The 22,837-nt window shown below is 39.2% G+C and carries 12 protein-coding genes; 1 reads left to right on the top strand and 11 read right to left on the bottom strand.

Going from position 1 to position 22,837, the window contains the following annotated elements:
• Positions 1-470: 470 nt before the first annotated feature.
• The 3 genes from BFG52_RS05620 to BFG52_RS05610 form a co-directional block, all read right to left on the bottom strand.
• A complete protein-coding gene (locus tag BFG52_RS05620) occupies positions 471-1,940 on the bottom strand; it encodes a sulfatase-like hydrolase/transferase (protein ID WP_067553463.1) in 1,470 nt (489 codons plus the stop codon).
• A 158-nt stretch (positions 1,941-2,098) separates the two neighbouring features.
• Positions 2,099-4,414 (bottom strand): TonB-dependent receptor, encoded by a 2,316-nt coding sequence (locus BFG52_RS05615; protein ID WP_081408631.1) that lies wholly within the window; start codon positions 4,412-4,414, stop codon positions 2,099-2,101.
• A 53-nt stretch (positions 4,415-4,467) separates the two neighbouring features.
• Positions 4,468-5,535: an ABC transporter substrate-binding protein gene (locus tag BFG52_RS05610; RefSeq protein ID WP_067553462.1), complete on the bottom strand. Its 1,068-nt coding sequence runs from the start codon at positions 5,533-5,535 to the stop codon at positions 4,468-4,470.
• A 381-nt stretch (positions 5,536-5,916) separates the two neighbouring features.
• Between BFG52_RS05610 and BFG52_RS05605 the strand changes: the two genes are divergently transcribed.
• Positions 5,917-6,753, top strand: a complete 837-nt coding sequence (locus BFG52_RS05605) for a Crp/Fnr family transcriptional regulator (RefSeq protein ID WP_067553461.1) — start codon at positions 5,917-5,919, stop codon at positions 6,751-6,753.
• A gap of 12 nt (positions 6,754-6,765) precedes the next feature.
• Here the strand turns inward: BFG52_RS05605 and BFG52_RS05600 are convergent, their stop codons facing one another.
• The 8 genes from BFG52_RS05600 to BFG52_RS16975 all read right to left on the bottom strand — a co-directional run bounded on the left by BFG52_RS05600 (position 6,766) and on the right by BFG52_RS16975 (position 22,781).
• A complete protein-coding gene (locus tag BFG52_RS05600; RefSeq protein WP_067553460.1) occupies positions 6,766-7,929 on the bottom strand; it encodes an MFS transporter in 1,164 nt (387 codons plus the stop codon).
• A gap of 127 nt (positions 7,930-8,056) precedes the next feature.
• Positions 8,057-8,461, bottom strand: coding sequence for an ExbD/TolR family protein (locus tag BFG52_RS05595; protein ID WP_067553454.1), 405 nt, complete (start codon positions 8,459-8,461; stop codon positions 8,057-8,059).
• Entirely contained in the window at positions 8,461-9,198 is a 738-nt protein-coding gene (locus tag BFG52_RS05590) for a MotA/TolQ/ExbB proton channel family protein (RefSeq protein ID WP_067559178.1), read from the bottom strand. The genes BFG52_RS05595 and BFG52_RS05590 overlap by 1 nt, the downstream gene beginning before the upstream one ends.
• A gap of 39 nt (positions 9,199-9,237) precedes the next feature.
• Positions 9,238-10,089, bottom strand: coding sequence for an energy transducer TonB (locus BFG52_RS05585; RefSeq protein ID WP_067553453.1), 852 nt, complete (start codon positions 10,087-10,089; stop codon positions 9,238-9,240).
• A 13-nt stretch (positions 10,090-10,102) separates the two neighbouring features.
• Positions 10,103-10,921: an ABC transporter ATP-binding protein gene (locus BFG52_RS05580; RefSeq protein ID WP_067553452.1), complete on the bottom strand. Its 819-nt coding sequence runs from the start codon at positions 10,919-10,921 to the stop codon at positions 10,103-10,105.
• Between the two features lie 3 nt (positions 10,922-10,924).
• Positions 10,925-12,505: an ABC transporter permease gene (locus BFG52_RS05575; protein WP_407639245.1), complete on the bottom strand. Its 1,581-nt coding sequence runs from the start codon at positions 12,503-12,505 to the stop codon at positions 10,925-10,927.
• 343 nt (positions 12,506-12,848) lie between these two features.
• Complete coding sequence (locus BFG52_RS05570) at positions 12,849-13,658, bottom strand: OmpA family protein (protein WP_067553446.1); 810 nt, start codon at positions 13,656-13,658, stop codon at positions 12,849-12,851.
• Positions 13,659-13,727: 69 nt separating this feature from the next.
• Positions 13,728-22,781, bottom strand: coding sequence for an ESPR-type extended signal peptide-containing protein (locus BFG52_RS16975; protein WP_067553440.1), 9,054 nt, complete (start codon positions 22,779-22,781; stop codon positions 13,728-13,730).
• Positions 22,782-22,837 lie beyond the last annotated feature (56 nt).

Genomic DNA, 22,837 nt, shown 5'->3' with positions numbered 1-22,837 from the left:
ATTAGCAGCTTAAACTCTTTATATTGCAAATAGTTATGTATAACATTTGATCAAATTAACTCATTTTTATTAGCGCTGGCTACACGCACTCCTCCAGCCAAACTAAATTAAATACCAAGCATCATCGAAAATATTTTTAGATATCTCAATTTAAAATAAGACAGATTATTCTCGCTTCTTTATAATAATTATTTTAAATATTTTTAAACATAACAAATATTACAAATTAAATATAAACAATATCATTATACCCTCAACAGATTTTATTGAGGGCTTTGCTGATAACATCTTGGTCTGATCTTTATAAATAAACTTAACTGGCTATAGCTCTATTTATAAGACTGAACGATGTACACGCGTTATACAAGGTACCCGTCTTAACACTCAACATGGATAAAGAACGCTGTAAAGCCTATAACTTAGCCCCCTCTTAGTCTATTTGCAGAACACCCAGAAAATTAGCAATAATACTATGGATGCGGTAAATCGATCTGCGTTATTTTTGCGGCTACTACGGCAGGTATTTCATCTTCTGTTTCAATAAGCCACTGCAGTAATTGATCTCTTAAATGATGTATTATTTCGATATATTCTGGCTGATCGATTAAGTTTGTCGTTTCATGCGGGTCTTCACAACGATCATATAGCTCATGCTGCTCATATAATCGCCAAACATAGCTCCAATGTTGGGTTCGAATACAAGCAACTTTTCCCACCAGCTTAGGATTCATGTGCTGTATTTTACCTTTGAGGTCATATGGGTAAGGTGGATCTTCCAAAATATCCTTTTCATTGCAATTAAATCCCCCCTCGCTAAATACCGCATGACGATGCTGTTGTTCGGGATTCGACAATAATGCTTTAAAACTTTTGCCATAATGCCGATGCTTACTTTCTATACCGGCCAGTTCTAAGAGTGTTGGGAAGACATCAATCAATTCAATTAATGCGCTTGATTGTTTGTTTTGCTGAATATCTTTACCTGCAATAATTAATGGCGAACGTGTTAAACACTCATGTACACCACTCGGCCACTTTTCAACGGCACCATAATCACCTAAATATTCGCCATGATCCGAAAATATTACAAAATAAGTATTTTCATCCAAATGGTGTTTTTGCAGTGCCTGTCTGATTTTGCCGATATTATCGTCCAATCGCGATACCATACCATAATATACCGCCTTAATTTCTTGCCAATCTGCATCACTATACTGGTCCCAGCCATGCATTTGACTTAGAGCTGATAAATATTTCGGTTGATAGCCATACCCTTGTCGAGGTAAAGATAAGGTCTCGCGCTCATACATCGAAAACCAAGGTTCCTCTACATCAAAAGGCGGGTGTGGATCAAATAATGGTACATATAATAGCCACGGTTTTTCTTTGGTTTTAGCTTTTGCAGCCCATTGCTGCACAGTTTCTACACAAGCGCTATCAAAAGTCATATCATCATCAGATGATTTACCATGATAGAAAGCACGCGATAATGGGTGTTTGGCAATAGCATTTTGCACATCAATAGGATCTGTTTTAAAGATTTTCCCAATTGAAAAACTTTTTACACTGTTAAAATCTGTATTGGAAAAACCATGATAAGAAACTGACTCCTCAGCGGCTTGGTCCTCAAAAGTATGTCCACGTTCTCCAATATGGACAACATCATAACCATTTTGTTTAAAATCTTTGAGAAAGTTTGGCTGATTGGGCTGAATTAAATTCACCAATGTTCGATGCCCATGCACATGTGGATAATAACCACTTATAAAAGAGACCCGTGATGGAGAACAAACGCTATGTTGCGTAAATACTTCCGAAAAAGCGATCCCTTGTTGGGCTAAAGCATCGATATGCGGCGTCTGAACAACAGTATTACCAAATATAGATAATGCATCAGCTCGGAGTTGATCAGCTACAATAATAACAAAATTAGGTTTCATCTTGATCTCAGAAAATAGAATAGAAAATATAAGACCAGCTAGAACTTCACGATAAAACCGTAAACCCAATCGTTTATACTCGACTACATTGCGGTGTTTGCGGCGTTATCGTTAGCTTAACCATTGGCTTTAAAAACCTCAGTTTTAAAGCCCTCAGCTTAAAAATCTTTATGAAAAGATATGCCTAAATAACGTTGATCATCTCGCGGGACATTTCGATATAATCCATAACTCGTCGCTGCCAGTCTGGCGCTATAAGACTTATCTAGAATATTGCGTACTAAAAATGCGACGCGCCAATGCGCAGCAGTATCGCTCAGTCCAAGACTTGCATTCCAAATCCCATAACTCGGTTGAATAGTCAGTTCATTCTGACCAATATCAAACTGTGTTTGACTTTGCCAAGCATATTGTGAAGACAGCTCAATACGGCGATGTGCTGTGAGTGGGATATATTGATTCACTTGCGCGCTTAACTTCCAATCTGGAGAATTAGGTAAAGTTTTACCATTGACATTGGGGCAGGCAGCATCGGCAGGTGGGCATTTAAAATTGTCAATACGCGCATGAATATTGGCAGCAGCTAAACTGAGGTATAAATTCTCATTGACTTGATAATGACTATCTAGCTCAAATCCTTTGGTTGATACCGCACCAGCATTGATTAAACGTGTACTTGCTCCACCAGCATTGTCAATCACACGGAAATTAGCCTGAAAATTGTCATATTCGGTATAGAATGCAGCTAAGTTTAAACGTAAGGTATTATTCAACCATTGCGTTTTAAGCCCCAGCTCATAGGCATTCGAGGTTTCAGGATCAATCACTGGTGTATCGATATTCCTCATATTGAAATAAACATTATAGGCTGGTCCCTTATAACCGCGGGAATACGTTAAATAACTATTGATGGTTGGAGAAATATCAAACTGGATGCCTGCACGCCCCGATAGCCCAGTTTCTGTTGTAGAACCAGAATTAGCAACTGCTGTGCGAATATTATTACGTGACTCTAAATAGCTTGGTACAGTTGCTTGTCTATTATGATAAAAAGATAATTCATCTCGTGTTAAACGTAAGCCAGTAATGAAACGCAGCCGTTGATTTAAATTCCAAGTCCCTTCACCAAAAATCGCGTAATTACGACTTTCAGTACCAAAATATGCCAATGCATAATCATCGGCATAATCCTGAATCGTTGCATCGTACCAATGTGCATAGCGTTGCGTTTTTTCATCATTATCATTTTTAGAAAAATACGCACCGACCACATAATTTACCCGTCCCTCACCTAAACTTGAAAGCCGCAACTCTTGTGAAAACTGCTTAGAATCTACCTCACCACGATCATGAATAAGTGCAAATTGCTGCGTCGCTTCTGGTAAATAGTTATAAATGGGTCGTTGATCATTTTTCCATTGTCTTAAAGCCGTAATTGAAGAAATTTGATGATGATCCAAAAACCAGTCTGCGGTCAAGGCAATGCCTTGGTTGGTATCGTCTATTGTCTCCTCGGGGCTATTGACCGTACGATTCTCTGAAGATGCAATAACTGGAGCGATGCTTTCGAGATAATCTGTATTGCTACTACTCACTAAAGCGCCAAAAGGTGCTGTACTCTTTTTATGTACATAATCCAATGCCAAACCTAAACTCACTGCATCATTTGGATTATATTCAAACTTACTCCGTATACCTTGTGTACGATAACCATTTACATCTTGCTGCATTTTAAAATTATAGATATTGCCATCAAAGTTACTCAATAATGCACTCACATTGGCTTTTAAAATGCCTGGAATTAAAGCCCCAGATGCACCCAGTTTAACGCGTTGTTCATGGTCATCGCTAAAATAGACATCAACATATGCTTCTGGCTTTTCCGTTGGGTTTTTAGTCACAATATTAACAACACCAGCAGTAGCATTTTTACCAAATAAAGTACCCTGTGGACCTCTTAAGACTTCGATACGATCAATATCAAGTAGGTCTAATGTTGCTTGCCCAGGACGACTTAATACCACACCATCTATTACTGTAGATACAGAAGGTTCTACGCCTGGAGATGTAGAAATAGTACCAATACCCCGAATAAACAAGGAGGAGTCCTTATTGGTTGACATCGTATTAAAATTGACAGAAGGGATTTCTTTGATGATAGCCTCTAGCGAATTTTGCTGTTTTTCATCCAATGCTTTACCCTGAATAATTGATACAGCGACAGGAACTTTTTGCAAGGATTGTTCTCGTCGTGTTGCCGTCACAACAACTGTATCTAACTGAATAATATCTTTGGATTTCTCTACATCATTTGCAGCAATATGCGCCGTTGTCGCAGTGTCATATTGTTCCTGTGCGTGACTATAGTGCTGTAAACAAAATAAAATACTACTACTCAATAAACTATATTTCAGCCCCAGCTGTAATACGTTTGGGTTTATTTTAAATGCTGTAGCGATTTGCTTTAATCTCATGAGATATCCTTAAAATATGTATTGGCAAATAGATTTTGATGACCCTATAGATCTCACTTCTGAATGCGGTGTTGATATTGCGCTACGGGTTGCCAATAACCATTTAGCTTCAATTGATTTAAAGCTTGATTTAAGAACTTCGGATTAAGCCAAGTTTGTACATTAACTTGATTGCGGATGAGATTATTTTCTTTGGCGAGCGTTACTTTGCCCTGTAGTTGATTGATATAATAAGCATCAAATAATGGCGAATTAGCAAACTTTAAATCTATCGCTTGCAAGATCTCTCGATATACTGAACTTGGGAAAGAGGCTTGATTGGCAAACAAATTTATCTGTGCTTCTCTATTTTTTTCTTGAGATAACCAATAAGCACTTCGAACGACTTGAGTAATAAACTGTTGTGTCTGTTCAGGATATTGCTTAATAAACGCTCCACGCCCAACCACAACACCTAAACCAGAACCGGCGCCATTAAGTTGATTACTATTTAGCGCCAACTTAACCACGCCTTTATCACGTAAACCAAAAAATAAAGGCCCCCATGATGCATCAATACGCTTCGCTGCCAATGCCGCTGTCGTCGCAGAAAAATCCATATTGACTATACGAATATCTTTAATGCTTAGTCCTTGACTCTGTAATGCAGCAATAAACCCCAGTTCATCCGCACCACCTCGTAAAAAGCCTACACGTTTACCTTTTAAATCTGACAGTTTTGTAATATTAAGATCAGAACGTACTGCCAAATAACTGGTACTGGCACGCCCACTCGCCAATAATAATTGTGTATCTAACCCAGCAGATTTCGCAATAATGGCTGGAAAATCGCCTAAAATAGCGAAATCCACTTGTCCATTTGCCAATGCCTCATTAATTGCAGGACCAGCTCCTTTAAAAAATAACCACTGTACTTTGATGTTTTTCTTGGCAAACTCTTGCTCTAGCCATTTATTGGCATATAGAACATTCACTGTCCCTAAACCTGCATGCTTAGAACCTGCGCTTACATCTGGTGAAGCAATACGAATTACTTGTGGTTGTTGCGCCAATAATAGCGGTGAACTGATTAATAATAGCAATAACACAATCGATGAATAAAATCTGACTATATACTTCATCTCTTCCCCCAATCATTTTTATCTAATCAAGCAAATACACCTGCTAAAAAATGTCAGCGTATATTGCTCATGTCATGTAGGAAAATTTAAAACATTCAGCGTCAAATAATCTGTGGCTATTATCTCAAACCATTGAGTATTTATTGATTTGGATAGTATTAAAAAAGATAAGAACCATATTGTTTCAATTTAATTATTTTAAATATAAGCTGTTTATTTTTTAACAGCATTAAGTTTTGCTTTTTCTTATATAAATTAAGTCAATATTCTGCATTATAAGCTTTATGATTTCCGTTAAACTTTTTCAGTGACAAATCATTTAGCCAGCTAATTTACGCTATTTCGCAAAATTAGCAAGTCATGTTTAAGGATTATGCAGCGATGAATATATTTAGTTTTCCATCTATTTTAGCTAAGGATCAGGTAGCACATGATCGTAATGCTCAGCAATCTTTAATCCAGAATCTTCATTGTGTCACAACTGATTATTATCAATATGCTATGGAGTTATTAAAGGAGTATAAGTTTTTTCAACTCTGCACTGAACAACAACAGCAAATGATAGCTCATCATCTCAAAATCCAGCATTATCCTGCAGGGCACTATATCTATACTGCCAATCAAAACTGCCAGAATATAGCGATTATTTTAAAGGGTATTATTCGAACGGCTTGGACCTCGCCGGAAGGGAAGCATCATATTTATAAATTTTTACCTGCCGGGTTATTGACCAATATCGTACCAACCGTAACGGGACAATGCTTTGGGCATGACCATATTAGTCATGAGCCTACAGTACTTGCCAGTATTCCAGCGAATATCTTTCTCGACATACTGGAAAAAAATACTAAAGTGCTGTACGTAATCTTCCAACTGATCTGTAACCGCACGCATTTACATTATTCAGATTCATACTATCAAGCAACTCAGCCCTTAGCTGTACGACTGGCACGTGAATTAATTTATTTGGTTGACTTCTTTTCCTTTCAACTTGATTCTGATATTAAAATCAAAATCAAGCTCAGCCAAGAAAATCTCGCAGACTTGTTAAATAGTTCCAGAAAGAATATTAATAAAGAACTGTCTTTACTGGCACAACAGGGCATTGTTAAGGTGAGATATCATCAAATACATATACTCGATTTAAAACGCTTAAGAGCACTTATTTCAGAGACAGATATGAATGACCATTCCATCAAAACAGGTACCCAATGCTAAATTAAATCGCACTTACTGAGCATTTCGTTCTTGATGCTGAATATTTTTCGGTAAGTGCATCACAGCAAATAAGCCAATTAAACAAGAGACGCCTGCCAACATAAAAATAAGCTCGCCGGAAAGAATCTGCCAATAGCGACCTGCCAATATACTCCCCAAAGCAACACCCATGCCCCACATCGTACTATAGAGTGCCTGCCCTCGCCCTTGCTGTCCCGCAGTAAAATTCTGAAAAATAATACGCATCGCAATCAAATGAAAAAGTCCGAAACTAAAGGCATGAATGCATTGTGCTAAAAACTGCATCGGCATCGACAGTGGAAATAATCCCACCATAAACCAACGTATTGCGGTGAGCAATAAACAGGCTATCACCAGAGTACGCCAAGAAAAGCGCTGAAAAAAATAATTTGCACAAGCAAACATTATAATTTCTGCAACCACGCCTACAGACCATAAAAACCCAATTTGAGAGGTGTGATAACCGACTTGTTGTAAGTAATTACTATAAAAACTATAAAAAGGGGCGTGAGAAAATAATAAAATAAACTCGATTAGAAAAAAACTTGCCACAACGGGTCTTTTGATAATCGGTAAAATCGGCTCTAAGCGTTGTTGTGCCTGCGGTGCATTGTGCGGTTCAGCAATACTAAATGACCAAATAAAAGCAAATGTAGCGATGATCAGCAATAAAATAGGCAACATGCGTATAGAAATTGATTCTAAAATAAAACCAACGATAAATACCCCCGCAATAAATCCAACCGAGCCCCATTTCCGTACTTGACCATAGCGTTGCTGGCGTTGATCTCCGAGCCAAAATAACGTCACACCTTCAAATTGCGCCAAAATAGCATTTTGAAAGAAACTAAAGACCAACATAATCAACGCAATGGTCTGAAAGTTTTTCGCGATAAAAAAAATCGTCAGCCAAACTGCTGCTTCTACACAGGTGGCCAAACGCACCCATAACATACGCTTACCGGTACGATCTGCCAGCCAGCCCCACACAAAAGGTGCGACAAAACGGGTTAAAATAGCAATTGCGCTGAGTAAACCAATTTCAAAATGCGTAAACCGCTCATGTTCTAAATAGAGGCTCCAGTACGGCATAAACGTACCCACAATCGCATAATAGCAAAAATAAAATCCAGCCAATCTAAATGCTATGGGCATAGCTTATTACTCAGTCACGAATATTGACGCTTATCATATGTCGAACATATTATAAAATCTGTGTTTTTTTCCTCAGATCAGCAAAGTCATCTTAAAATACAGCAATGCTTTTATTGAGAGCTAGTAATTATTGAGGAGTAGTAATCACCGAGAGTTTCTCTACCCCGACCCGTTCAATACTCGCCAACAACTTTGCGACCGTACCATAAGGTACCGTTTCATCAGCATTTAAGTTTAATGCCAATGTATGATCTGCACGCTTACGTGCTTGAATCTCATTTTCAAAGTCATTTAATGCTACTTTTTGCTGATCTAGAAAAATCTCTCCTTGTGGATTAACACTAATCACCAACGCTTTATTTTGCGGGGTAGTTTGAGTCGGAGCTGCCTTCGGTAAATTAACTTTAACGCTATTGGTTAATAAGGGGGCAGTGACGATAAAAACGATCAGCAAGACCAACATCACATCAACTAAAGGTGTGATATTTATTTCACTAACAACGTCATCATCTTGTGAAGTTGAAATAGCCATTATGCAAATGCCTCCTGTTCTTTGACATCATCTGAGGTATTGCTCAATGTTTTCCCTAGGGTATTTTGTGTTTTGACAACAGTAGCCTGAATCTGAAAACCTGATTTCTGATTCAAACTCACAAAATCAGTTGCAAAATCATCTAAATCTGCGCCGATCCCTTTGACTTTACGTACAAAATAGTTATAAGCCAATACCGCAGGTACAGCGACGGCAATACCAATTCCTGTAGCGATTAATGCTGCGCCAATCGGTCCAGCGACCACATCCATACTGGCATTACCCGATTGAGCAATGGCTTGTAAAGCATGAATAATACCGAATACCGTACCAAATAATCCGATAAATGGTGCGTTATTACCGATAGATGCCAAGATAGCTGAACCTTTTTCTAAATGACGACGTTCAGTCAAAATTTGTTTGCGCAAGTGACGTTCGAGTAAGTCTTGACGACTCCATGTTTGCTGTAAGTCTTGATGTGTTTGGTCATCAGCATCTAGTAAGGTTTGAAAACCAACTTGCGCAATTCGTGCAGCAGGACCTTCGACTTGCTTGGCATATTTGACTGCATCTTGGATATTTTTACTTTTCCAAAATTGTTCTATAAATTGCTTATTTTGTTGCGTGGCTTTTTGACTTTGCACGACTTTGATTAAAATTAATAACCAAGTCACGATCGATAAGAGCACCAATAGACCAATGGTGGCATCGTGAATTAAAGTATTGATATCAGTCATTTGTTGTTCCTCAATAATAAAAAAATTTTCTTGCAAACACTAGCGCGGTAAACGATAGTCAATTGGTACATCAACCCAACCTTCAATCGCAGTGGCGCCACGCATGGCTGGAGAAAACTTCCAGCGTTTCACCGTACGAATTGCGGCATCATCTAAAACTTTACGACCACTGCCTCGTTTTATACTGACACTCAGGGGCAGCCCAGCTGCCGAAACATTGACTCGTAACATCACTGAGCCTTCCCAGCCACGATCCAAAGCAATCTCTGGATAATCGGGTGCTGGATTACTGAGATAACCGGCATAACCTTTGGCTTCTGTCAGCGGCAAATTAGGCTGTGTGGCTAGACTTTCAGCTGGTGCAGGCGATGCTGGAGCTACGGCAACTGGCTGTGTATTAGGACTTGTCGCTGATCGAGCTGGTGCAATATTGGTTGTCGCCACAGCTTTGCTTTGATCGATCGCTGCTGTAACCACTTTGCTTGGTGCTGGTCTTGGGCTAGTCGGCACTTTATCTGGTTTTGCTGGTACAGCAGCTTTTGTTGAAACCGGTGGAATCTTCGGTTTAATAACCTCTGGTTCAATGACCTTAGCGGGTTCTTGCTGCGGCTCAGGCTGTACAATTTCCACAACTACTGGTGTAGCCTTTTTGTCTAATAAGGGCTGCGTCGGAAACTGTTGTGCCACATACCATATTGCAGTATGTGCCAGCACGACCAAAGCGATAGCCGCCGCTATTTTTTGCCGAGGAACAGTAGCTATGCGTTGATTCATCCTGCTCTGCTGCGCGCGAAAAGGATCGACATACTGCACAGGATCAACAACTGCGTTATAAACAACAGGGTGAGCCAGAAAAGCCTGTTGATAAAAACCTCGTCTAGAACCATTCATCAACTTTCTCCCACTAGATAATTTTATCTTCTGTCAAAATTTTGAATATCCGCTCTTTGAGTTGATGCAATTCAAAACTGGCACGATTTCTTGGACGGGTTAAATTGACCTCTATAATTTGCGCTATACGTCCTGGCTTGGGTTTTAAAATAACCACCCGATCTGCCAGTGTTACTGCCTCTTCCACATCATGCGTAATAAAAATAGTGGTCATTTTTTGCTGCGATTGAATCCGCAATAATTCATTCTGCATTTGATGACGGGTTAATGCATCCAAAGCACCAAAAGGCTCATCCAATAAAAATATTTTCGGCTGTGTAACCAAGCTACGCGCAATCGCAACACGCTGTGCCATACCACCGGACAACTGATGCGGATAAGCCTTTTCAAAATGCTGCAACCCGATTAACTCAATTGCATTTTTAATATGCTCTCGTTTATGGGCAGCACTTATATTTTCATTTAATAACCCTAACTCAATATTTTGTTCAACAGTCAGCCAAGGAAACAAACGATGTTCTTGAAATACCACAGCACGATCTTTGGCAATACCTTGAATAGGTTTGCCATCAATAATAATCTCCCCTTCAAAATCAGCATCAAGCCCAGCCAATAGCCTTAATAAAGTCGATTTACCACAGCCACTACTGCCCACAATTGCGATAAATTCCCCCTCATTGATATTCAAATTAAAGTTTTCAATTACTTTGACTGGCTGTTGATTAACTACAAAATACTTTTGAATATTTCTTAAACTCAGCAAAGCTTGATGCGAACCTAATGGTAGCGTTACACGTGCTTGCTCAGATTGATAATTGACACTCGAATTCATTTGCTATCCCTTATGACGACGCCATGTCGTTGCACGATTTTCTGTTATTTTTCCAAGCCAGGTTAAGATTGCACCCAGTATGGTGACTAAAAGAGTGGCTGCGATTACGCGGTCCATTTCAAAATATTGCTGTGCAGCCATCATATAACTGCCTATTCCGTTACCCGATCCCATCAAGTATTCCGCGCCAAAAGATGCCAACCATGAATACAGCAGTGCCAAACGTAAACCTGCAAATATTGCGGGGTTAATACTAGGGAGAATTAAAATTTTTACTTTTTGCCAGATGCTGAGTTTTAAAATATCTGCCGCTTCATTTAATTGTTGTGGGACATTTAACATCCCTTTCCACGATGCAATAAACATTGGGAAAAATGTTGCCAAGGCAATAAAAATGATTTTGGATGCATCACCTAAACCAAACCATGCAGTCAATAAAGGAATCCAAGCAAATATTGCGATCAATCTCAGCGTATTCAGTGTAGGTGCAAAAATGTCTTGTAAAGGTTTAAATAAACCAAGCACAATGCCGGTAATTATTCCAACGACACTACCTAAAGCTAAGCCCAATAAAGCATGATATAAACTGTAATACATCGCAGACAGTAAAGTTCCATCTGTTATGCCAGCAAATAATGCCTGCCCTACTGCAAATGGTGTCGGTAATATATCTGCCGACAGCCACTGTTGTGCTGTAGACAAAAACCAAAATACAACCAATACAACTGGAATTAGCCAAGCTTTATAAACTTGAGCCTTAGATTTTCTCTCTACAGCATGTGCAGTCAGTGCTGCATGTGGCCAAAATACAAAACGACGCTCTAAACTTTGCAACAGCAAATCAGAAAAAATACCCACTAAGCCAATCATAAAAATGCTGACAAAGACGATATCGAGCTGAAATAATTGTCGCCCCGTTACCATGAGATAACCAATACCTTCCGATGAAGCCAAAAGTTCCACAGCAATAAGCGATGTCCAACCAGCAGCCATTGCCAGTCTTAAACCAGTAAAGAAATAACTCAGGCTGGCGGGTAATAATAATTTCAGAAAAGTCATCTGGGGTGATAACCTTAATATTGCTGCCGTCTCTTTTAATTTAGGCGGTATATCACGTACCCCTGCCTGCGTATGTATTGCAATTGGAATTAATGTTGCTTTAAAAATAATAAAAATCTTCAAAGCATCTTCAATTCCCAACCAAATCATGAATAGCGGGAGCCAGGCCAAGGTTGGAATAATCGCCAAGGCATAAAAAGTAGCAGAAAAATACTGTTCGACTGTGCGGCTATATCCCAATAAGCTACCTAAAATAATGCCACCACATATACCCAAACTTAAACCTGTCACAAACAACTTTAAACTGCGACCCAGTTGCCACCATAAATCATTGGCGGATAAATCCTTAAAGGTCTGCCAAGTTATTTCAGGGCTTGGTAAAATTTGTACAGGCATCCAAGCATTATGCGCAGCAATCCACCACAACATAAACAAGGTCACGGGCAGTAAGCAATAAATAGCATACTGCCGCAACTGCTCAAGCCATGCGGTGACTTTTCCTGATTTTTTGGCGTTCAAGCCCATTATTTGTTGCGCTATGCTGGTATCTGACATAAGCCTACGAGCTCACTTCTGATCTGTGCCTTTAAGATAAAGTTATTGTGGCAAAGACAATCTTTGTAGACTGTGTCAGAGGTTACAGTTATTTAAGTTTATTTTTATGTGGTTATCTTTATCTTATATATCTAATTTTATGATAGAAAAAGATTATTTTTTAATTTTAGCAGATACTTTTATTTTTGCTGAACGTTCATAATGGGTTACCAAAAATTGTACCGTTTATAAAAATATCAACAGTTCCTCATAAAATAAAAAGGCTTACCTGCTATAAGCAAGTAAGCCTTTTTAAAAACCTAATTCTTAGAAATTACTTTTTCATCCCTGTAATTTCAACACTGACACGACGGTCAGGCTGTAAACAGGCTTTTTGGGCATTGCCTGCTTTCACATCATAGCAACCATTGCTAATAGGCTGACTTTTTCCTGCGCTGGCAACACTCATCACTTGTTCTGGAATACCATGACTTAGCAAATATTGGCGTACGGTTTCTGCACGCTGTAAGCCCAATTGATAATTATAGGAATCATTTCCTAAACGATCGGTATGTCCCACCAAATGTATGCGGCTTACATTGGTGTAATTTGAACCAATCGCATTCGCTAATTGATTTAACTCATTTTTACCCTGTGGCAATAAATCGGCTGTGCTCGAACCATTAAATTTAAACAATGCATCTGCACTTAAATTTAAAATTTCAGTTGGTTTTTCTGCAACAACGACAGGTTGTTTAGGATACATAAAATCTTGACAGTCTTGTCCTTTCCAAGACAAACGTTCAGACAAAGTCTCTTTATCAAAATCAATCCGTAACTGGCAACGCTTATAATCTTGTGTATCTGGAATACGAATATCTAAAACATAGTTCCACGTTTTTACAAAAAATAGACCTTCGCTAAAATGCGGATTTCCTAAAACATGACGAAATTGGTCTTTGGTTAAGCCCGTACTTAGGCGTGCTACATCGTTATATTCATAACGATTGACTTGTTTTAAATAGCTTTTGTCTATTTCAGGAAACGTCACTTCTTGTTGCTCAGCGCTTTCTGTCTGAGCAATCGCAGTCAATGACAAGGCTGAAATAATCCCAATAGATAATGCTTTTACGATTAGATTCATAGTCTTTACTCTTTAAATGGTTACTGGGGAAACAGCATCCGAAGATGCTGTTTACAAACAGTTATCTACTTAGTCAATCACACCGCTGATACCAATACGGACGCTTGGATCACCTTGTGAGGCTGCTGCAACACCGCCAGTAATTGACCAACGACCATTGTCAGAAGTTTTACGTAATGTCACACCAATTGCATTTTCACCACCATGGTATGCTGCACCCGCTGCATAGGTATATTTACCCGCTACAAATGGTGCACTTTCCATTGCCATCGCAGCTGCGATACCGGCATTGGCTTTTTTCTCAACATTATCGATACGTTTGTTGGTGTCATAGAACACTTGTTCCATGCGGTCTCCCAAGTTGGTGATTTGATCACCCATATTGGTCACTGCACCATTTAGACTACCAATAGCATCGTTAATGTTGTCCTTACCAGTACCACCAATATCTTTATTGGTATAAGTACCTGTTTCAGGGTTATACGTGGTATTACCACCAATGATGTTTTTCACACCTTCGCCATGTGCATAAAGCTGACCACCATTGACTGCATCTTTAGAGTCTTTGGCAATCGTACCATCTGCAACATTGGTAACTTTTTGACCACCAGCGTTAATGCCATCTTTGTCAATTTGAACATTACCCACCGTAACCTTATCTGAAGTTACACTCTTGAAGTTTACGTCATCAGCAGTTTCAACCGTATAAATGGTTTGACCATTGGCACCGGTTTTACTATTCACAACCATATTTTTACCAGCTTCCACTTCAGTTTTCGCTGCAGCAGTTGCGGTACCGACGGTATTACGTAAGTCATCAACATTGACAGCATTGTTACCATCTGCATGTGCAAGATCAGTTTTATTACCATCTTTGTCTTTCAAACCGCTATCAACACCAGTAATGGTTTTACCACCCGCATCAATACCGTCTTTGGTCACGCTTGGACCACCGGCAATGGTGAGCCCATTATCATTAATGCTTGTATCGCCCGTAGTAATGCTGTCAACATTAAGGTCCTTAGCAAGTTCAACAGTAACATTATTGCCATCATTAGATACCTTAATGTTATCGTCACCTTTAAAGGTCACTGTATCACCAGGTTTCACATTACTTGCTTTACCATTCTCCGTTGCAACATTCCAACCACTGTTCGCAGTTTCAGCATCTTTACGAATTGAATCAATTGCATCGTGAATATTATTTTTACCAGTATTACCAACATTAGAAGTTGTGATGGTACCGTCATTATTTACAACAGTTTCACCGCCAATACTATTACCGATACTATTTGAAATATCGCTAATTTGACCACCATTGACTGCATCTTTAGAGTCTTTTGCAATCACACCATTCGCAACATTCATAATAATGGTATTGCCTGCATTAATACCGCCTGCAGTAATACTCGGACCATAAATATTGCCTTCTGCATTAATAAAACTTAGACCATTTTGATTAAGAATAGTACTATTACCATCTTTGTCTTTAGCAACTAAGCCTTTAGCACCATAATGTGATTCATCACCATCTTCGTCTTTAACATTGGTGCCTGTTTTATCAAGAACAGTAATATTACCTTTACCATCGTCAATTGTTACGCTATCAAGATTTAAATCTTTTTTAGTCGCAACAGTATAGATGCTCTGACCATCCTTACCAGTGGTTGAAGTTACCTCAATATTATCACCTTCAACAACTTCAGTTTTAGCAGCTTTTGCAGTTTTATTAATCGACAAAATTGCATCATGAACATTGGTAGTACCCGTACCACCAAGGTTTGTTGTTGAAATATCACCGTTATCGTTGATCGTCGTATTACCACCAATGTTTTTCTTAATATTATTTCTAATATTATCTGCAATTGCTTGGATTTGACCGCCATTTACTGCGTCTGTTGAATCTTTTGCAATTGTACCATTGGCAACATTAGTAATAATCTTATTACCAGCATTAACGCCTTCAGTTGTAATACTTGGACCATTCTTAATGGTTAAACCATTATTATTAATCGTTGTATTACCAACTTCTAATGATTCAAGACCAGTTAAGTTTTTCGCTAATTGAATTTCTAACTTGCCATCTTTGTTAACAGTTGTAATGTTCTCTGCGCTTGAGGATTTACCTTTAGCTAAACCACCTACAATTTCTAACTCTTGATTAAGTTTCTTGTCGATGCTTTCGCCTTGGTTACCCTTGAATTTCAAGCCATCATTTAATGTAGCGACTTCTTCAGTTGTACCATCTGGTTTTTTATAAACAATACGGGTATTGCCATCTTTACCATCTAGACCAGGCTTACCATCTTGCGCACTGAGACTTAAACCATCTGTTCCATTTAAACCATCTTTACCTGTTAAGGTAATTTGATTCGTTGTAACAGTCTCTGTTTTAAAGTCTTTGTCTAATGCAATAGTGATATTGCCTTTATCGTCTGCAATGGTTTTGATATTTGCAGCGCTGTATTGGTCATCAGCTTTCTCACCCTCACCTTTAATAGTGACTTTCTCACCAAGGTCACGATGGAATTCGCCAGAGTTTCCTGCAAAATCCAAACCTTTTACGGTTAGATCTTTACCAGCATCTTTCAACTGATCCACATTAACCGCATCTTTGCCATCTTTACCAGCAGCCACATTATTAATGACTTTATTACCAGCATTGATGCCATCAACAGTAATACTTGGACCATTATTAATAGTCAAACCATTATTATTGATCGTTGTATTACCAACTTCTAATGATTCAAGACCAGTTAAGTTTTTCGCTAATTGAATTTCTAGCTTACCGTCTTTATTCACAGTTGTAATGTTTTCAGAACTTGCAGCTTTATCATTAGCCAAACTACCAACGATTTCTAACTCTTGATTGAGTTTCTTGTCGATACTTTCGCCTTGGTTACCCTTGAATTTCAAACCATCATTTAATGTAGCAACTTCTTCAGTCGTACCATCTGGTTTTTTATAAACAATACGGGTATTGCCATCTTTACCATCTAGACCTGGCTTACCATCTTGTGCACTGAGACTTAAACCATCTGTTCCATTTAAACCATCTTTACCTGTTAAGGTAATTTGATTCGTTGTAACAGTCTCTGTTTTAAAGTCTTTGTCTAATGCAATAGTGATATTGCCTTTATCGTCTGCAATAGTTTTGATATTTGCAGCACTGTATTGGTCATCAGCTTTCTCACCTTCACCTTTAATAGTGACTTTCTCACCAAGATCACGATGGAATTCGCCAGAGTTTCCTGCAAAGTTTAGACCTTTCGCTGTTAATTCTTCACCAGTCTTTTCAAGTTGGCTTACGTTTACAGCATCAGTTGCATCCGTACCAGCTGCAACATTAATAACTTTATTACCAGCTACATCTACTTTATTTGTAGTAAATGATGGACCGTTATTAATGGTTAAACCTGAACCATTAACAATCGTTGTTCCATTATTATCTTTAATATTCACAACACCTGAACTTACAGTTGTTCTATTACCATGAATATCTTCTACTGCAGTCCCCCCAGCAACCATTGTAGTCGTGTTGCCAAGCGTATCTTTAACTTGAGTACCAGCTGCTGTTGTATATGTCTTATTACCCAGACCATCTTCAACAGTTACAGACTCTAGACCAGTTAGGTTCTTCGCTAATTGAATTTCTAACTTGCCATCTTTATTGACAGTTGTAATGTTTTCTGAACTTGCAGATTTATCATCAGCCAAACCACCAACAATCTCTAACTCTTGATTGAGTTTCTTCTCGATGCTACTGCCTTGGTTACCCTTGAATTTCAAACCATCATTTAATGTAGCAACTTCTTCAGTCGTACCATCTGGTTTTTTATAAACAATACGGGTATTGCCATCTTTACCATCTAGACCTGGTTTACCATCTTGTGCACTGAGACTTAAACCATCTGTTCCATTTAAACCATCTTTACCTGTTAAGGTAATTTGATTCGTTGTAACAGTCTCTGTTTTAAAGTCTTTGTCTAATGCAATAGTAATATTGCCTTTATCATCTGCAATGGTTTTGATATTTGCAGCGCTGTATTGGTCATCAGCTTTCTCACCTTTACCTTTAATAGTGACTTTCTCACCAAGGTCACGATGGAATTCGCCAGAGTTACCTGCAAAGTTTAAACCTTTCTCTGTTAAATCTTTGCCTGTATTAATAACAGCATTGTTCAAGTCACCTGCGTTCACCGCATTGCTTGCATTAGCTACATCAGTGTAGTCACCTGCACTTGCAACGTTGGTTAACTGCGTACCACCTGTGGTTGTGATAACACCTGTGGTTTGATCTTGGTTCGATATGGCTACTGTGCCTTTATCTCCACCTAAAGTAACGCGATCGTAGTTGACGGTGTCATCGCTATTCTTGTCATATTTAACAGCAAAATCATCTGTCTTATCTGCCGCATCTTTAACAAGTTTTAATTGCTCTTCAGTCGCTGCTCGACCTTTCTCTGCAAAATCTGCTGCTGAAAGATCTTTATTGCTTAAACCTTCGATGGTATTGCTTGAACCGTTAATATAAACATCACCAACTTTCGCTGATTCTAGACCTGTTAGATTTTTCGCCAATTCAATTTCTAATTGACCTTTATCATTGGTCTTGGTTTTGATGTTTTCTGAACTTGATGCTTTACCAGCAGCCAATCCACCAACGATGTCTAATGTTGCACCCAAGTCTTTGTGAATTGCTGTACCTGTGTTACCTGCAAAGTTTAAGCCTTTCGCTGTTAAATCTTTGCCTGTATTAATGACAGCATTGTTCAAGTCACCTGCGTTCACCGCATTGCTTGCATTAGCTACATCAGTATAGTCACCTGCGCTTGCAACGTTGGTTAACTGCGTACCACCTGTGGTTGTGATAACACCTGTGGTTTGATCTTGGTTCGATATGGCTACTGTGCCTTTATCGCCACCTAAAGTAACGCGATCGTAGTTGACGGTGTCATCGCTATTCTTGTCATATTTAACAGCAAAATCGTCTGTCTTATCTGCCGCATCTTTAACAAGTTTTAATTGCTCTTCAGTCGCTGCTCGACCTTTCTCTGCAAAATCTGCTGCTGAAAGATCTTTATTGCTTAAACCTTCAATGGTATTGCTTGCACCGTTAATATAAACATCACCAACTTTCGCTGATTCTAGACCTGTTAGATTTTTCGCCAATTCAATTTCTAATTGACCTTTATCATTGGTCTTGGTTTTGATGTTTTCTGAACTTGATGCTTTACCAGCAGCCAATCCACCAACGATGTCTAATGTTGCACCCAAGTCTTTGTGAATTGCTGTACCTGTGTTACCTGCAAAGTTTAAGCCTTTCGCTGTTAAATCTTTGCCTGTATTAATGACAGCATTGTTCAAGTCACCTGCGTTCACCGCATTGCTTGCATTAGCTACATCAGTATAGTCACCTGCGCTTGCAACGTTGGTTAACTGCGTACCACCTGTGGTTGTGATAACACCTGTGGTTTGATCTTGGTTCGATATGGCTACTGTGCCTTTATCTCCACCTAAAGTAACGCGATCGTAGTTGACGGTGTCATCGCTATTCTTGTCATATTTAACAGCAAAATCATCTGTCTTATCTGCCGCATCTTTAACAAGTTTTAATTGCTCTTCAGTCGCTGCTCGACCTTTCTCTGCAAAATCTGCTGCTGAAAGATCTTTATTGCTTAAACCTTCGATGGTATTGCTTGAACCGTTAATATAAACATCACCAACTTTCGCTGATTCTAGACCTGTTAGATTTTTCGCCAATTCAATTTCTAATTGACCTTTATCATTGGTCTTGGTTTTGATGTTTTCTGAACTTGATGCTTTACCAGCAGCCAATCCACCAACGATGTCTAATGTTGCACCCAAGTCTTTGTGAATTGCTGTACCTGTGTTACCTGCAAAGTTTAAGCCTTTCGCTGTTAAATCTTTGCCTGTATTAATGACAGCATTGTTCAAGTCACCTGCGTTCACCGCATTGCTTGCATTAGCTACATCAGTATAGTCACCTGCGCTTGCAACGTTGGTTAACTGCGTACCACCTGTGGTTGTGATAACACCTGTGGTTTGATCTTGGTTCGATATGGCTACTGTGCCTTTATCTCCACCTAAAGTAACGCGATCGTAGTTGACGGTGTCATCGCTATTCTTGTCATATTTAACAGCAAAATCATCTGTCTTATCTGCCGCATCTTTAACAAGTTTTAATTGCTCTTCAGTCGCTGCTCGACCTTTCTCTGCAAAATCTGCTGCTGAAAGATCTTTATTGCTTAAACCTTCGATGGTATTGCTTGAACCGTTAATATAAACATCACCAACTTTCGCTGATTCTAGACCTGTTAGATTTTTCGCCAATTCAATTTCTAATTGACCTTTATCATTGGTCTTGGTTTTGATGTTTTCTGAACTTGATGCTTTACCAGCAGCCAATCCACCAACGATGTCTAATGTTGCACCCAAGTCTTTGTGAATTGCTGTACCTGTGTTACCTGCAAAGTTTAAGCCTTTCGCTGTTAAATCTTTGCCTGTATTAATGACAGCATTGTTCAAGTCACCTGCGTTCACCGCATTGCTTGCATTAGCTACATCAGTATAGTCACCTGCGCTTGCAACGTTGGTTAACTGCGTACCACCTGTGGTTGTGATAACACCTGTGGTTTGATCTTGGTTCGATATGGCTACTGTGCCTTTATCTCCACCTAAAGTAACGCGATCGTAGTTGACGGTGTCATCGCTATTCTTGTCATATTTAACAGCAAAATCATCTGTCTTATCTGCCGCATCTTTAACAAGTTTTAATTGCTCTTCAGTCGCTGCTCGACCTTTCTCTGCAAAATCTGCTGCTGAAAGATCTTTATTGCTTAAACCTTCGATGGTATTGCTTGAACCGTTAATATAAACATCACCAACTTTCGCTGATTCTAGACCTGTTAGATTTTTCGCCAATTCAATTTCTAATTGACCTTTATCATTGGTCTTGGTTTTGATGTTTTCTGAACTTGATGCTTTACCAGCAGCCAATCCACCAACGATGTCTAATGTTGCACCCAAGTCTTTGTGAATTGCTGTACCTGTGTTACCTGCAAAGTTTAAGCCTTTCGCTGTTAAATCTTTGCCTGTATTAATGACAGCATTGTTCAAGTCACCTGCGTTCACCGCATTGCTTGCATTAGCTACATCAGTATAGTCACCTGCGCTTGCAACGTTGGTTAACTGCGTACCACCTGTGGTTGTGATAACACCTGTGGTTTGATCTTGGTTCGATATGGCTACTGTGCCTTTATCTCCACCTAAAGTAACGCGATCGTAGTTGACGGTGTCATCGCTATTCTTGTCATATTTAACAGCAAAATCATCTGTCTTATCTGCCGCATCTTTAACAAGTTTTAATTGCTCTTCAGTCGCTGCTCGACCTTTCTCTGCAAAATCTGCTGCTGAAAGATCTTTATTGCTTAAACCTTCAATGGTATTTACTGTCTTGTCTATTACTACACTACCAACAGTCACTTTATCAAAGTTAACGTCCTTTTGCGTTTCTACTTTATAAATTGATTGACCATCATTACCTGTTGTTTGAGTAACCTTAATGTTATCGCCTTGAACAACTTCTGTCTTTGTTGCTTTTAATGCTCCCTCAACAGTAGTGTAGGTATTACCACCAACTTTATAATTTGGAGCACTAATTGCGCCAGTTTCAGCATTAAATTTTGAATCACCACCTAAGTTGTTAGCAATATCATTTCCGGTTTTATCAGTAATTGCTTTATGTTTTTTTAATTGAGATACGTTCACACCATCAGTGTCTAAAGAACCCGCTGCAACATTTTGCAAGCGTCGTTCATTTCCAACGGTACCAAAAGACACGCCACCATCTGCTTTTGCACCAGCAACGCCCTCATTATAAAGATATGCTGTCGTTGTATAATCACTTGTTTTAGAGTTTTCACCAATTGCAATACTATTTAAATGATTAACTTCCGCACCAGTACCAAGTGCCACACTGTTTTCATAATTAGCTTTTGCATTCACACCAACAGCAATAGAATTTTTTTCTTTTGCAGTAGATAAACCACCGATTGCTAAAGCATTTTCGCCTAGACCTTGAGATTCACCGCCCATAGCAAAAGCATTTTTACCAGTTGCTTTAGATTGAGAACCCATTGCATAAGCATTTTCACCAGAAGCTTCTGAGCTTGCACCCATGGCAAAGGCATTATTTGCTTTAGCACTTGCCTCACGACCTAATGCAAAAGAATCAGCACCAGTTGCTGTAGACTTATAGCCCATCGCAGTAGAATCTTTACCTTCAGCTTTTGCATGCGCACCAACTGCCAAAGCATTGTCTTTTGTTGCTTTTGCTGCTGCACCAATCGCAATTGAGTCCTTACCTTCAGATAAAGTCTGATCTTTGGTTTGATAATCCGTACCTTGTTGGTTTGGATCAGTACTGGTAGCACTATCAATATCAGCAGAACCAATCGCAATTGAGCGATTTCCAGTTGAAGTAGCAGAGTGTCCAACAGCCAAAGAACCTTTACCAGTAGCTGCCGCAACGTTACCAATCGCTTGTGCATAGTCCTTGGTTGCTGCTGATTGTCGACCAAGCGCTAATGATGTATTACCAGTTGACATCGCTGCAACGCCGATTGCAACAGCTGCTGTATTACTAGCAGTGGCATAAGTACCAATCGCTGTAGCTAATCCCGTATCATTCATACCTGCACTAGCACCACTACCAATAGCAGTATTTCCACCAGTCCCAGATACCCAATTTGTTCCCGATGCACCAGGTCTTTTTTGATTGTATGGGTTTTTACGATCGTATATTCCGTTATTACTACCCGCCTCTGCATTACACCCTATCGCAACAGAATTACTACCGACACTGTTTGCTGCTTTATCTCCGCCACTAGTCGCAGTACAAGATGAAATTACGGTTCCACTTCCACTACCACCGTTACTAGCAGCCGCAAAAGCATCAGCTGAGAAACTCACTAATCCTGCTAATGCAACAGCATTAACAATAGATTTTGTAGTTGATTTAGATTTTGACTTTGCTAGTTCTGAAACTGCAACCCAAGCTCCAAGTGAAGCATTCCAAACAACCCTATAGACTTTATTCATAATACCAACCCCAATGAGTTTCTCAATGAACTCAATTTTAAATAGTGATACAAATC

Source organism: Acinetobacter larvae (assembly GCF_001704115.1).
Lineage (GTDB): Bacteria > Pseudomonadota > Gammaproteobacteria > Pseudomonadales > Moraxellaceae > Acinetobacter > Acinetobacter larvae.
The sequence above is the reverse complement of the archived record's forward strand: the minus strand, read 5'-3'. Positions and strand labels throughout refer to the sequence as shown.

What these genes read in the sequence shown, in the direction of transcription:
- BFG52_RS05620 (WP_067553463.1), bottom strand. Translation starts at nt 1,940, where the DNA reads ATGAAACCTAATTTTGTTATTATTGTAGCTGATCAACTCCGAGCTGAT.
- BFG52_RS05615 (WP_081408631.1), bottom strand. Translation starts at nt 4,414, where the DNA reads ATGAGATTAAAGCAAATCGCTACAGCATTTAAAATAAACCCAAACGTA.
- BFG52_RS05610 (WP_067553462.1), bottom strand. Translation starts at nt 5,535, where the DNA reads ATGAAGTATATAGTCAGATTTTATTCATCGATTGTGTTATTGCTATTA.
- BFG52_RS05605 (WP_067553461.1), top strand. Translation starts at nt 5,917, where the DNA reads ATGAATATATTTAGTTTTCCATCTATTTTAGCTAAGGATCAGGTAGCA.
- BFG52_RS05600 (WP_067553460.1), bottom strand. Translation starts at nt 7,929, where the DNA reads ATGCCCATAGCATTTAGATTGGCTGGATTTTATTTTTGCTATTATGCG.
- BFG52_RS05595 (WP_067553454.1), bottom strand. Translation starts at nt 8,461, where the DNA reads ATGGCTATTTCAACTTCACAAGATGATGACGTTGTTAGTGAAATAAAT.
- BFG52_RS05590 (WP_067559178.1), bottom strand. Translation starts at nt 9,198, where the DNA reads ATGACTGATATCAATACTTTAATTCACGATGCCACCATTGGTCTATTG.
- BFG52_RS05585 (WP_067553453.1), bottom strand. Translation starts at nt 10,089, where the DNA reads ATGAATGGTTCTAGACGAGGTTTTTATCAACAGGCTTTTCTGGCTCAC.
- BFG52_RS05580 (WP_067553452.1), bottom strand. Translation starts at nt 10,921, where the DNA reads ATGAATTCGAGTGTCAATTATCAATCTGAGCAAGCACGTGTAACGCTA.
- BFG52_RS05575 (WP_407639245.1), bottom strand. Translation starts at nt 12,505, where the DNA reads ATGGGCTTGAACGCCAAAAAATCAGGAAAAGTCACCGCATGGCTTGAG.
- BFG52_RS05570 (WP_067553446.1), bottom strand. Translation starts at nt 13,658, where the DNA reads ATGAATCTAATCGTAAAAGCATTATCTATTGGGATTATTTCAGCCTTG.
- BFG52_RS16975 (WP_067553440.1), bottom strand. Translation starts at nt 22,781, where the DNA reads ATGAATAAAGTCTATAGGGTTGTTTGGAATGCTTCACTTGGAGCTTGG.